Source organism: Streptomyces sp. cg40, from assembly GCF_050320165.1.
Lineage (GTDB): Bacteria > Actinomycetota > Actinomycetes > Streptomycetales > Streptomycetaceae > Streptomyces > Streptomyces hokutonensis.
On the sequence record NZ_CP190128.1, the window covers coordinates 1,258,782 to 1,270,150 of the forward strand.

Consider the following 11,369-nt stretch of genomic DNA (forward strand, 5'->3'; position numbering starts at 1 on the left):
GGCTACGGCGGGGGTGACGGTGCCGACTCCGTCAGTCGTGTCCCGGGGCCCGGAGGCTGACGTGGTTGTTCGGCTTGAATCTCCATTGACGTAAGCCATTTCCTTTCGGGAAATCGCTTCGGACCGTATACCGGTGACCCGGTCCTGGAGATGCCGTTGGACCTGCAAACTAAGCTGAACAGCGGCGACGACACACTGCTCCGCGGGGCATGAACGCGCAGGTGGGGGGCCGGTCAGCCGGCGGCGACGCTGGCCGTGATCAGCCGGAGGAGCTGCTTCGCCAGGGCGTCCTGGTCGGGGGTCAGCCCCATCGCGTCACCGATCGACACGGGCACGGCGGCGGCCCGCTCCCGCATCCGCGCGCCGGTGTCGGTGAGCCGGATGGCGACCGAGCGCTCGTCGTCGAGCCGGCGTTCGCGGCGCAGCATTCCGTTCGCCTCCAGCCGCTTCAGCAGCGGGGAGAGCGTGCTGGATTCCAGCTGGAGCGCGACGCCCAACTCCCGTACGGAGATCGAGTCCTGCTCCCAGAGGACGAGCATGACGAGGTACTGCGGGTAGGTCAGGCCCAGTTCGTCGAGCAGCGGCCGGTAGCGGGCGGTCACCGCGCGGGAGGCCGCGTACAGCGCGAAGCACAGCTGGTCGTCGAGGAGCAGCGATCCCTCGGCCGGTTCCGCGGCGGCTGGGCTCATGGTGCGACTCCTCGCTCCGGTGCTCCGGTGCTCTTCAGGGCAATCACCACCTTATCGTTCAGGTCCGGTCGATCCTATCGAGCACGCTTAAGTTGTGCACGACTTAGTCGCACGCTACTCTCATCCGTGTGCCGCACCACCGGCCCGGACCCCACCGGGGCCCGTCCGCGGCACCCGCTTGTGAGGAGACCGTCATGACCGACAGCACCGCAGCCCGCCCCGTCCTCGAACCCGCGGCGCAGGCCTTCGCCGAGGCGACCGCGAACCCGCCCTACCTCTTCGACCTGGCCCCGGCCGAGGGCCGCAAGGCCGTCGACGAGGTCCAGTCCGGGGACATCGCCAAGCCCGCCGTCGACGAGGAGTGGATCACCGTCCCCGGCGGCCCCACCGGCCAGGTCAGGGCCCGTATCGTGCGCCCCGCGGGCGTCACCGGCACACTCCCCGTGATCATCTACATCCACGGCGCCGGCTGGGTCTTCGGCAACGCCCACACCCACGACCGCCTGGTGCGCGAACTCGCCGTCGGTGCCGGTGCCGCCGTCGTCTTCCCGGAGTACGACCTCTCCCCCGAGGCCCGCTACCCGGTCGCCATCGAGCAGAACTACACCGTGGCCAAGTGGGTCGTCGAGCAGGGCGCGTCCAAGGACCTGGACGCCACGCGCATCGCCGCGGTCGGTGACTCGGTGGGCGGCAACATGACCGCCGCGCTGACCCTGATGGCCAAGGAGCGGGGCGACGTCCCCCTGCTCCAGCAGGTCCTGTTCTACCCGGTGACCGACGCGAACTTCGACACCGCCTCCTACCACCAGTTCGCGGAGGGCTACTTCCTGCGCCGCGACGGCATGCAGTGGTTCTGGGACCAGTACACGACCGACGAGACCGAGCGCGCCCAGATCACCGCGTCCCCGCTGCGCGCCACCACCGAGCAGCTCACCGGACTGCCCCCGGCCCTCGTCATCACCGGCGAGGCCGACGTCCTGCGCGACGAGGGCGAGGCCTACGCCAACAAGCTCCGCGAGGCCGGGGTCCCCGTCACCGCGGTCCGCTTCCAGGGCATCATCCACGACTTCGTGATGCTCAACGCGCTGCGCGAGACCCACGCCGCCGAAGCCGCGATCACCATGGCCGTGGCCGCGCTGCGCAAGGCCCTCGCCGCCGGCTGACGCGACCCGCCGGGCCGCCCCCTCCCCTTCGACCGCGCTTCGTACGGCACACTCGGCCGCATGGACACCGACGCGTTCGTGGGGACCCTCGACCGGGAGGGCGGCCTGCTGGCCTCGGCCGCCGAGGAGGCGGGCGTCGACGCCGAGGTCCCCACCTGCCCGGAGTGGCGGGTGCGGGATCTGCTGCGGCACACGGGGATGGTGCATCGCTGGGCGACCGCGTTCGTCGCCGAGGGACACACCGCGTACCACCCCGACAGCGGCCTGCCGGACCTGGACGGCGCCGAGTTGGCGGCCTGGTTCCGGCAGGGGCACCGGCGCCTCGTGGACACCCTCGCCGCCGCCCCGCCCGACGTGGCGTGCTGGTACTTCCTGCCGGCTCCGTCGCCGCTCGCGTTCTGGGCCAGACGGCAGGCGCACGAGACGACCGTGCACCGACTGGACGCGGAGTCCGCGCGGGGCGGCACCCCCACCGCCGTCGCCCCGGACTTCGCGGCCGACGGCATCGACGAGTTGCTGCGCGGCTTCCACGCCCGCGGCCGCAGCAGGGTGCGCAGCGCGGAGCCCCGAGTGCTGCGGGTGCGCGCCACGGACACCGACGACGCGGTGTGGACCGTACGGCTGTCTCAGGAGCCGCCCGCGGCCGAGCGGGGCGGCAGCGGCGAAGCCGACTGCGAACTGGCGGGCCCCGCCGAGCAGTTGTACCTCGCCCTGTGGAACCGGATGCCGTTCCCGGCCGTCTCCGGGGACGTCTCGCTCGCCGCGCTGTGGCGGGAGAAGTCGGCGATCACCTGGAGTTGACGGTCCGTCAGTCGGACAGCATCCTCGTCAACACCGCGCGCTGTAGCGGGAGTACCTCGCCGTGCAGGTCGCGTCCCTTGTCCGTGAGGGTCACACGCACGCCCCGGCGGTCCTCCGCGCACATGCCGCGCTCGACGAGACCGTCCTTCTCCAGCCGGGCGATGAGCCGGGACAGAGCGCTCTGACTGAGGTGGACGCGCTCGGAGATCTCCTGGACGCGATAGGCGCAGGCGTCGCCGGCCAGCACGTCCAGCACCTCGAAGTCGCTGCCGCACAGGCCGTGTTGATGGAGGGTGCGGTCGAGTTCGCACTGCGTGCGGGCGTGCAGCGCCAGCATCTCCCGCCACTGGTCCACGAGCGCCTGCTCGGCCTTCTTCGCCGCCATGACAGCGCACCGTAGCAGAGAAGCGGATTTATTGCACCGTAATTAAATGCGCTTGCATTCGATGCATACGCATGTAGTCTCTGCGGCATGACCTCTCCGCTCTCCCCTCCCGCGGCCCCGTCGTCGGCGGTTCGCTGGACCCCACGGCTGTGGGGCACCCTGCTGGTGCTCTGCGCCGCGATGTTCCTGGACGCGCTGGACGTGTCGATGGTCGGCGTCGCCCTGCCCTCCATCGGCTCCGAACTCGACCTCTCCACCTCGACGCTCCAATGGATCGTCAGCGGCTACATCCTGGGATACGGCGGGCTGCTCCTCCTCGGCGGCCGGACCGCCGACCTGCTGGGCCGACGCCAGGTCTTCCTGGTCGCCCTGGGAGTCTTCGCGGTGGCCTCGCTGCTCGGCGGGCTCGTCGACTCGGGTCCGCTGCTGATCGCCAGCCGCTTCATCAAGGGCCTCAGCGCCGCCTTCACCGCACCGGCCGGTCTGTCGATCATCACGACGACCTTCGCCGAGGGTCCGCTGCGCAACCGCGCCCTGTCCATCTACACCACGTGCGCGGCCACCGGGTTCTCGATGGGCCTGGTGCTCTCCGGCCTGCTCACGGAGGCCAGTTGGCGGCTCACCATGCTGCTTCCGGCGCCCATCGCGCTGATCGCCCTGATCGCCGGCCTGAAACTGCTGCCGCGCAGCGAACGCGAGAAGGACCACAACGGCTACGACGTGCCCGGCGCCGTCCTCGGCACCGCGTCGATGCTGCTGCTGGTCTTCACCGTCGTACAGGCGCCCGACGCCGGTTGGGCCTCGGCCCGAACTCTCCTGTCCTTCCTCGCCGTTGCCGTCCTGCTGAGTGTCTTCGTGTACGTCGAGCGACGCTCCGCCGGGCCGTTGATCCGGCTCGGGGTGCTGCGCTCCGGCAACCAGATCCGCGCCCAGCTCGGCGCGATGGCGTTCTTCGGGTCGTACGTCGGCTTCCAGTTCCTCGTCACGCTGTACATGCAGTCGCTGCTGGGCTGGTCCGCGCTGCACACCGCGCTCGCCTTCCTGCCGGCCGGGGCGGTGGTGGCGGTGTCCTCGACGAAGGTCGGCTCGATCGTCGACCGGTTCGGCACGCAGCGGCTGATCGCGACGGGCTTCGCGCTGATGGTCGTCGGGTACGCGCTGTTCCTGCGGGTCAGCCTCGATCCGGGGTACGCGGCGGTGATCCTGCCGTCGATGGTGTTGATCGGCGCGGCCTGCGCGCTGGTCTTCCCCTCGCTGAACATCCAGGCCACCAGCGGGGTCGAGGACCACGAACAGGGCATGGTCTCGGGGCTGTTGAACACTTCGGTGCAGGTGGGCGGCGCGATCTTCCTGGCCGTCGTCACGGCCGTGGTCACCGCCCACGCCCCCGCGCACGCCACGCCCCAGGCGGTGCTGGACAGTTACCGGCCCGGGCTCGTCGTGGTGACGTTCATCGCGGTCGCCGGGCTGCTGATCACCCTGCCGGGGCTGCGCGGCCGTCGTGACCAGCAGACCATCGTGGTCGCCAAGTCCACTGTGAAGGAGGCGGAAGCGGAGCGCGTGGCGGTCCGTGACTAGGGGGAGCCTCCCCAAGTGTGCGCCCGGCGGAGCCGATTGCTCCGCCGGGCGCACACGTGTGAGACTCGTGGAATGAGCACGACCGGGGGACGGCGCACACAGGCCGAGCGCGACGCGATGACCGTCGAGATCGGGTACGCGCTGGTCAGCGCGGTGTTCGCGGCGGGCGTCGTGTTCGGGGCGGTCGCCGGTCCGGTGTGGCTGTTCGAACTGCCGGGCACGGTCGAGACGGTGCTGACGTGGGCGGGGCTGGTGCTGCTGCCCGTCGTGTTCTTCGTGCGCGTGGCGAGCGTGCTGTACCGGTATCGGCGGGCCGCGGGTCAGCCCAGCCAACCGGGGCGGACCAACCCCGACTCGTAGGCCAGTACGACCAGTTGGGCCCGGTCCCGGGCGCCCAGCTTCACCATTGTGCGGCTGACATGGGTCTTCGCGGTGAGCGGGCTGACGACGAGACGGCGGGCGATCTCCTCGTTGGAGAGGCCGATACCGACCAGGGCCATCACCTCCCGCTCCCGCTCGGTGAGTTGAGTGAGGGCGTCGGCCGTCGCCGGTTCCTTGGAGCGGGCCGCGAACTCGGCGATCAGCCGGCGGGTCACCCCGGGCGACAAGAGCGCGTCGCCGTCGACCACCGCCCTTACGGCGCGCAGGAGTTCGTCCGGTTCGGTGTCCTTGACCAGGAAGCCGGAGGCGCCGGAGCGGATCGCCTCGAAGACGTACTCGTCGAGTTCGAAGGTGGTCAGCATGACGACCTTCACGTCCTCCAAGTCGCCGTTCCCGGTGATGCGCCGGGTCGCCGCGAGGCCGTCCAGCAGCGGCATGCGGATGTCCATCAGGACGACGTCGGGGCGCAGTTCGCCCACCTTGCGCACGGCCTCCTCGCCGTCGGAGGCCTCGCCCACGACCTCGATGTCCGGCTGCGCGTCCAGCAGCGCCTTGAACCCGGCGCGGACCAGCGACTGGTCGTCGGCGAGCAGTACCCGGATCACCGGTCGTCCTCCTTCGGTGTGGCCTTCAGCGGCAGTACGGCGAGCACCCGGAAGCCGCCGTCCGGGCGCGGGCCCGCCTCGATGGTGCCGCCGAGCGCGGCGGCCCGCTCCCGCATCCCGGCCAGCCCGTTGCCGCTGCCCCCGGCCTCCGCACCGGTCGCGGGCCCGTCGTCGTCGACGCGCAGCCGCAGCGCCCGGGCATCGTGGTCGATGCGCACGCGCGCGTGCCGTGAACCCGAGTGCCGTACGACATTGGTGAGGGCCTCTTGGACGACGCGGAAGGCGGCGAGGTCGGTGCCGGGCGGGAGGCGAGGTGGGGTTCCCTCGACTTCGACGGTGAGGCCCGCACTCGCCGCCTGCTGCACCAGTTCGGGCAGCCGGTCGAGGCCGGGGGCCGGGGCGCGGGGCGCGTCGCCCGGGGCGCGCAGGCTGTCGAGGACCTGACGGACTTCACCCAGTGCCTCCTTGCTGGCGGCCTTGATGGTGGTGAGGGCCGTACGGGCCTGCTCGGGGTCGGAGTCGAGGAGCGCGAGGCCGACGCCCGCCTGGACGTTGATGACGGAGATGCTGTGCGCGAGGACGTCGTGCAGTTCGCGGGCCATCCGCAACCGCTCCTCGTCGGCGCGGCGACGGGCCGCCTGGGCGCGCTCGGCCCGGTCGCGGACCCACTGGTCGCGGCGGGTGCGGGCCAGTTCGGAGATCGCGGCGACAGCCACCAGCCAGGTGGCGACGGCCAGTTCACGGCCCCACGGCATCGCGTGGTCGTGCTCCGGGGGCAGCCACCGGTAGAGCCAGTGCGCGATCAGGAGGTGTGAGGCCCAGAGCGCGCCGAGCGCGGTCCAGGCCGCCCAGCGGCGCCCGGCGACGACCGCACCGAAGCAGCCGAGCGCGACGGGCAGGAAGACCGGGCCGTACGGGTATCCGGCGCCGAGGTAGAGCACGGCGGCGAGCACGGTCCCGAAGGCCACCCCTACGGGGTAGCGGTGACGCCACAGGAGCACCGCCGAGCCGACGATGAGCAGCACGCGCGCGTAGAGGTCGAGCGGGACGCGGTCGGGCTGGCTGTGCGAGGCGAAGTTGCTGCCGCCCAGCACGAACACGGTGACCAGCAGCGTGGAACGCCACGGCCACCGGGTCGGGGCCGCTTCCCCACCCCACGGCGGTCCGTGGCGCCACCATGCGCGCTGCTCGTCCATACACGTCACGCTAGACGCCGAGCGGCGCCGGGGGCGTCAGCCGGACGGGGTGATCACCCGTACTCCCCGGGGAGTAGGTCCTCATGAACTCCGGCCCGCCAAAGCGCCCCGTCAGGGGCGCGGGGAACTGCGCGACCAGCCCCCACCGGCCCGCGGACAAACAACCACGCACCCGGCAGCGCACTCACACGTCCGCGAGCCCCACCCCAAGCGCAAGCCGCCGTACCGCATGACGGAAGAACTGCTCCCGATCCTCCACCACCCGGCGGAACTGGCCGAAAAGCTCAAAGCTGACCAGTCCGAACGTCTCGGCAATGGCGGCGACGAGGGCCACGGCCGATCCGGGCGGGAGATCGGTGGCGAAGTCCGCGATCATGCGGTCCGCCTCGGGGCGCAGGCCGGGTGGGAGCGAAGGCTCAGTGAGCGTGCCGGCCCGGTGGGCGTCCTGTGCGACGCCGATCAGGACAAGAGCGACGCGGGCTGCAGACGGGACGGTGGTCTCGGGAGCGACGTACCCCGGAACCGGCGAGCCGTAGATCAGGGCGTACTCGTGCGGATGCGCGAGCGCCCAGCCCCGTACCGCCTCGCACACGCTCGTCCAGCGCCGCAGCGGCACCGCGTCGGCCACCTTGGCGTGGGCCACCTCCGCGCTCTCGCCGACGGAGTCGTACGCGTCGATGATGAGAGCGGTCAGCAGGTCGTCGCGGCTGGGGAAGTACCGGTACAGCGCGGAGGAGACCATGCCCAGTTCACGGGCCACGGCGCGCAGCGAGAGCTTCGCGGCGCCCTCGGCGGCGAGCTGTCTGCGTGCCTCGTCCTTGATGGCCGCGGTGACCTCGATCCTGGCTCGGGCGCGGGCGCCTTGTGTGGTGCTCATACGGGCAAGTGTGGCACGGAATCAGATCAGTGCACACAAACAAGAGCGGCGAACAAAAAAGAGAGCACCGCTCTTGCATTGGATCGCCCGCCCGATGCAGACTGTTCCCGAGAGCGAGAGCAGTGCTCACAAAAGGGAGCCGCGCTCTCCAAAACCCAGGAGTCGTCATGAGCACGCATGTCCAGAAGCCCTGCTGGTTCACGGTCAACGTCTTCAACCGCGCCGTCGCCTGGTTCACCCGCCGGGGTCTCAGCGTCTGGGGTTCACGGGTGCTGGCGGTCCGCGGCCGCAAGAGCGGCGAGTGGCGGACCACCCCGGTGAACCTGCTGACGGTGGACGGACAGCAGTACCTCGTCGCCCCGCGCGGCCACGTCCAGTGGACGCACAACATGCGCGCGGCGGGCGGCGGCGAGCTGCGGCTCGGCAAGAAGGTGGACGTGTTCACCGCGACCGAGGTCACCGGCGACGACAAGGTGCCGCTGCTGCGCGCCTACCTCAAGCGCTGGAAGGCCGAGGTCGGCGTGTTCTTCGGAGGAGTCGGCCCGGACTCCTCCGACGACGAACTGCGGGGGATCGCGGACGACCACCCCGTCTTCCACGTCACGGTCAGGAGCTGACCCCGCGGTCAGGAGCCGGCCTCGCCCTCCGCGGACTCCACCGCCTCGACGGGCGCCACAGGCTCCGCGGTCCTGCGGTCGAAGGCGGTCAGCGCGCGCTGGGCCATGGGGTGGCTGCGCACCAGCTCGCCGAGCGTGGTCGAACCCCGGGTGATGTCCATGAACGCCTTCCAGGCCGGCCGGAAGCCGGTGAGGGCCGCGTGGAACAGTCCGGGGCGCCGCTCGAAGACCGCGAGCATGGTCTTGCCGACGCTCATCTCCACGCCGAGCCCCGCCTTGATCGCGAACGCGTAGTTCAGCGCCTGGCGGCGGGTGTCCACGGCGTCGTGCGCCTCGGCGATCCGTACCGCCCACTCCCCCGCGAGCCGTCCCGAGCGCAGCGCGAACGAGATGCCCTCCCGGGTCCAAGGCTCCAGGAGTCCCGCCGCGTCCCCGCACACCAGCACGCGACCGCGAGACAGCGGCGAGTCGTCCGCCCGGCAGCGGGTCAAGTGCCCGGAGGAGATGCTCGGTTCGAAGCCGGCGAGGCCGAGCCGGGCGATGAAGTCCTCCAAGTACCGCTTGGTGGCGGCGCCTTCACCGCGCGCGGAGATCACACCGACCGTGAGCGTGTCCCCCTTCGGGAAGACCCAGCCGTAACTCCCGGGCATCGGGCCCCAGTCGATGAGCACCCGCCCCTTCCAGTCCTCGGCGACCGTCTCCGGCACCGGGATCTCCGCCTCCAGGCCCAGGTCCACCTGGTCGGTCTTGACCCCGACGTGTGCCCCTATGCGGCTGGCACTGCCGTCGGCGCCGACGACGGCCCGCGCGAGGACCGTCTCGCCGCCCTGGAGGACGACGGCGACCGTACGGCGGTCCGGCACCGCGGAGCCGTGCTGCTCGACTCGTGTCACTGTGACGCCGGTGCGCAGCTCGGCGCCCGCCTTCTGGGCGTGCTCGACGAGCTGCTGGTCGAACTCGGGCCGGTTGATCAGCCCGAACAGCATCTGCCGGGACCGGCGGGTGCGCGTGAAACGTCCGTTGTTCGAGAACGTTATGGCGTGCACCCGGTCCTTCAACGGCAGGTCGAAGCCGGGTGGCAGGGAGTCGCGCGAGGGTCCGATGATGCCGCCGCCGCACGTCTTGTAGCGCGGCAACTCGGCCTTCTCCAGCAACAGCACACGCCGTCCCGCGACGGCCGCCGCATAGGCGGCCGAGGCCCCCGCGGGTCCCGCGCCCACCACGACGACGTCCCACACCCGCTGCACGTCGTCCGCCGAAGAGTTCTCGCTGCTCACGATGGTCTACTGCTCCCGATCAAGCCGCTGCCGCACCTGTCCCCCGCATCCTACGGCGGACATCGCCACAGGCCGTTGTGGGAGGATCGACGGCATCATTCGTACAACGTCGCACCCACAAGGAGCGTGCCCATGTCGTCGAATCCGGTCGCCGAGACCGTCGCCTCGCTGATGCCCAGGGCAAGAACTGAGCTCGGCGAGCTGGTGGCCTTCAAGTCGGTGGCGGACTTCGACCAGTTCCCGAAGAGCGAGAGCGAGGGCGCCGCGAACTGGGTCGCCGACGCGCTGCGCGCCGAGGGTTTCCAGGACGTGGCCCTGCTCGACACCCCGGACGGCACACAGTCGGTCTACGGCTGCCTGCCCGGCCCCGAGGGCGCGAAGACCGTGCTCCTGTACGCCCACTACGACGTCCAGCCGCCGCTCGACGAGGCCGCCTGGACCACCCCGCCCTTCGAACTGACCGAGCGCGACGGCCGCTGGTACGGGCGCGGTGCCGCCGACTGCAAGGGCGGCGTGATCATGCACCTGCTCGCGCTGCGCGCCCTCAAGGCCAACGGCGGCATCCCGGTGCACGTCAAGGTGATCGCCGAGGGCTCGGAGGAGCAGGGCACCGGCGGTCTGGAGCGGTACGCCGAGGAGCACCCCGAACTCCTCGCCGCCGACACCATCGTGATCGGCGACACGGGGAACTTCCGCGTCGGCCTGCCCACGGTGACCTCGACCCTGCGCGGCATGACCCTGGTGCGGGTCCAGATCGACACCCTCGAAGGCAACCTGCACTCGGGCCAGTTCGGCGGCGCCGCGCCCGACGCGCTGGCCGCGCTGATCCGCGTCCTGGACTCGCTGCGCGCCAAGGACGGCTCGACGACCGTCGACGGGCTCGCCGCCCACGCGACCTGGGACGGACTGTCGTACGACGAGAGGCAGTTCCGCCAGGACGCCAAGGTGCTGGACGGCGTCGAGCTGATCGGTTCCGACGCGGTCGCCGACCGCATCTGGGCGCGCCCGGCCGTCACGGTCCTCGGCATCGACTGCCCGCCGGTCGTCGGCGCGACCCCGTCCGTGCAGGCCGGCGCCCGCGCACTGGTCAGCCTCCGCGTCCCGCCGGGCGTCGACACGACCGAGGCCACCAAGCTGCTCCGGGCCCACCTGGAGGCCCACACCCCGTGGGGCGCCCGGGTCAGCACCGAACAGATCGGCCAGGGCCAGCCCTTCAGCGCCGACACGACCAGCCCGGCGTACACGGCGATGGCCGACGCGATGGCGGTCGCCTATCCCGGCCAGGAGATGCAGTACGCCGGCCAGGGCGGCTCCATCCCCCTGTGCAACACCCTCGCCGCCCTCTACCCGCGGGCCGAGATCCTCCTCATCGGCCTCAGCGAGCCGGAGGCCCAGATCCACGCGGTCAACGAGAGCGTGTCTCCTGAGGAGTTGGAGCGGCTGTCGGTGACGGAGGCGCTGTTCCTGCAGAACTACGCGGCCAACTGAGCGCGCTCATGCGGTTCGTCTTCACCGGCCGGGTGACCGAGTGGCGCGGCCCCGCGCCGTACTACTTCGTCCCCGTGCCGGACGAGGAGTCGGCGGACATCCGCGAGGTCGCCACCATGGCCTCGTACGGCTGGGGAGTGATCCCCGTCGAGGCGCGGATCGGCGAGGCCGTGTTCACGACGTCTCTCTTCCCCAAGGACGGCGGCTACTTGCTGCCCCTGAAGAACGCCGTGCGGAAGCCGTGCGGTCTCGGCGCGGACGACGAGGTGACCGTGGAGATGACCGTCCGGCTCGGCATCGCCTGAACGAGGA

At 71.2% G+C, this 11,369-nt stretch carries 13 protein-coding genes; 7 read left to right on the forward strand and 6 right to left on the reverse strand.

The features are described 5' to 3' along the window. Positions 1 to 233: 233 nt before the first annotated feature. On the reverse strand, positions 234 to 689 hold the full coding sequence (locus tag ACQHII_RS05595; RefSeq protein WP_427918166.1) for a MarR family winged helix-turn-helix transcriptional regulator: 456 nt from the start codon (positions 687 to 689) through the stop codon (positions 234 to 236). Positions 690 to 883: 194 nt separating this feature from the next. On the opposite strand from ACQHII_RS05595, the gene ACQHII_RS05600 reads away from it, so the two are divergent. Together ACQHII_RS05600 and ACQHII_RS05605 are read left to right on the forward strand one after the other, a co-directional pair. After that, the gene (locus ACQHII_RS05600) at positions 884 to 1,852 is read left to right on the forward strand and encodes an alpha/beta hydrolase (RefSeq protein ID WP_427918167.1); all 969 of its coding nucleotides are present in this window, start codon (positions 884 to 886) and stop codon (positions 1,850 to 1,852) included. Positions 1,853 to 1,912: 60 nt separating this feature from the next. Beyond that, positions 1,913 to 2,653: a maleylpyruvate isomerase family mycothiol-dependent enzyme gene (locus ACQHII_RS05605; RefSeq protein WP_427918168.1), complete on the forward strand. Its 741-nt coding sequence runs from the start codon at positions 1,913 to 1,915 to the stop codon at positions 2,651 to 2,653. A 7-nt stretch (positions 2,654 to 2,660) separates the two neighbouring features. Here ACQHII_RS05605 and ACQHII_RS05610 read toward each other — a convergent pair whose 3' ends face one another. After that, positions 2,661 to 3,038, reverse strand: coding sequence for a MarR family winged helix-turn-helix transcriptional regulator (locus tag ACQHII_RS05610; protein WP_359612612.1), 378 nt, complete (start codon positions 3,036 to 3,038; stop codon positions 2,661 to 2,663). A gap of 87 nt (positions 3,039 to 3,125) precedes the next feature. On the opposite strand from ACQHII_RS05610, the gene ACQHII_RS05615 reads away from it, so the two are divergent. Next, complete coding sequence (locus ACQHII_RS05615) at positions 3,126 to 4,616, forward strand: MFS transporter (RefSeq protein ID WP_427918169.1); 1,491 nt, start codon at positions 3,126 to 3,128, stop codon at positions 4,614 to 4,616. Positions 4,617 to 4,688: 72 nt separating this feature from the next. Continuing rightward, positions 4,689 to 4,976: a DUF6332 family protein gene (locus tag ACQHII_RS05620; RefSeq protein WP_427918170.1), complete on the forward strand. Its 288-nt coding sequence runs from the start codon at positions 4,689 to 4,691 to the stop codon at positions 4,974 to 4,976. On the opposite strand, the gene ACQHII_RS05625 is transcribed toward ACQHII_RS05620, so the two are convergent. The 3 genes from ACQHII_RS05625 to ACQHII_RS05635 all read right to left on the reverse strand — a co-directional run bounded on the left by ACQHII_RS05625 (position 4,937) and on the right by ACQHII_RS05635 (position 7,675). Further along, entirely contained in the window at positions 4,937 to 5,602 is a 666-nt protein-coding gene (locus ACQHII_RS05625; RefSeq protein WP_427918171.1) for a response regulator, read from the reverse strand. The two genes, ACQHII_RS05620 and ACQHII_RS05625, sit on opposite strands and share 40 nt — an antisense overlap. Continuing rightward, positions 5,599 to 6,798: a sensor histidine kinase gene (locus ACQHII_RS05630; RefSeq protein ID WP_427918172.1), complete on the reverse strand. Its 1,200-nt coding sequence runs from the start codon at positions 6,796 to 6,798 to the stop codon at positions 5,599 to 5,601. The genes ACQHII_RS05625 and ACQHII_RS05630 overlap by 4 nt, the downstream gene beginning before the upstream one ends. Positions 6,799 to 6,982: 184 nt before the next feature. Continuing rightward, entirely contained in the window at positions 6,983 to 7,675 is a 693-nt protein-coding gene (locus ACQHII_RS05635) for a TetR/AcrR family transcriptional regulator (RefSeq protein ID WP_427918173.1), read from the reverse strand. Between the two features lie 167 nt (positions 7,676 to 7,842). Here ACQHII_RS05635 and ACQHII_RS05640 point away from each other — a divergent pair, with 167 nt between their 5' ends. Further along, complete coding sequence (locus tag ACQHII_RS05640) at positions 7,843 to 8,292, forward strand: nitroreductase family deazaflavin-dependent oxidoreductase (RefSeq protein WP_427918174.1); 450 nt, start codon at positions 7,843 to 7,845, stop codon at positions 8,290 to 8,292. Between the two features lie 8 nt (positions 8,293 to 8,300). On the opposite strand, the gene ACQHII_RS05645 is transcribed toward ACQHII_RS05640, so the two are convergent. Then, positions 8,301 to 9,569, reverse strand: a complete 1,269-nt coding sequence (locus tag ACQHII_RS05645; RefSeq protein WP_427918175.1) for a geranylgeranyl reductase family protein — start codon at positions 9,567 to 9,569, stop codon at positions 8,301 to 8,303. A 132-nt stretch (positions 9,570 to 9,701) separates the two neighbouring features. On the opposite strand from ACQHII_RS05645, the gene ACQHII_RS05650 reads away from it, so the two are divergent. Together ACQHII_RS05650 and ACQHII_RS05655 are read left to right on the forward strand one after the other, a co-directional pair. Beyond that, positions 9,702 to 11,057 carry a dipeptidase gene (locus tag ACQHII_RS05650; RefSeq protein WP_427918176.1) on the forward strand — a complete coding sequence of 452 codons (1,356 nt, stop codon included), beginning with the start codon at positions 9,702 to 9,704 and terminating at the stop codon, positions 11,055 to 11,057. 8 nt (positions 11,058 to 11,065) lie between these two features. Continuing rightward, positions 11,066 to 11,362, forward strand: a complete 297-nt coding sequence (locus ACQHII_RS05655; protein WP_427918177.1) for a DUF1905 domain-containing protein — start codon at positions 11,066 to 11,068, stop codon at positions 11,360 to 11,362. Positions 11,363 to 11,369 lie beyond the last annotated feature (7 nt).

Coding starts and splice junctions, on each gene's coding strand:
- ACQHII_RS05595 (WP_427918166.1), bottom strand. CDS start 689: ATGAGCCCAGCCGCCGCGGAACCGGCCGAGGGATCGCTGCTCCTCGAC.
- ACQHII_RS05600 (WP_427918167.1), top strand. CDS start 884: ATGACCGACAGCACCGCAGCCCGCCCCGTCCTCGAACCCGCGGCGCAG.
- ACQHII_RS05605 (WP_427918168.1), top strand. CDS start 1,913: ATGGACACCGACGCGTTCGTGGGGACCCTCGACCGGGAGGGCGGCCTG.
- ACQHII_RS05610 (WP_359612612.1), bottom strand. CDS start 3,038: ATGGCGGCGAAGAAGGCCGAGCAGGCGCTCGTGGACCAGTGGCGGGAG.
- ACQHII_RS05615 (WP_427918169.1), top strand. CDS start 3,126: ATGACCTCTCCGCTCTCCCCTCCCGCGGCCCCGTCGTCGGCGGTTCGC.
- ACQHII_RS05620 (WP_427918170.1), top strand. CDS start 4,689: ATGAGCACGACCGGGGGACGGCGCACACAGGCCGAGCGCGACGCGATG.
- ACQHII_RS05630 (WP_427918172.1), bottom strand. CDS start 6,798: ATGGACGAGCAGCGCGCATGGTGGCGCCACGGACCGCCGTGGGGTGGG.
- ACQHII_RS05635 (WP_427918173.1), bottom strand. CDS start 7,675: ATGAGCACCACACAAGGCGCCCGCGCCCGAGCCAGGATCGAGGTCACC.
- ACQHII_RS05640 (WP_427918174.1), top strand. CDS start 7,843: ATGAGCACGCATGTCCAGAAGCCCTGCTGGTTCACGGTCAACGTCTTC.
- ACQHII_RS05650 (WP_427918176.1), top strand. CDS start 9,702: ATGTCGTCGAATCCGGTCGCCGAGACCGTCGCCTCGCTGATGCCCAGG.
- ACQHII_RS05655 (WP_427918177.1), top strand. CDS start 11,066: ATGCGGTTCGTCTTCACCGGCCGGGTGACCGAGTGGCGCGGCCCCGCG.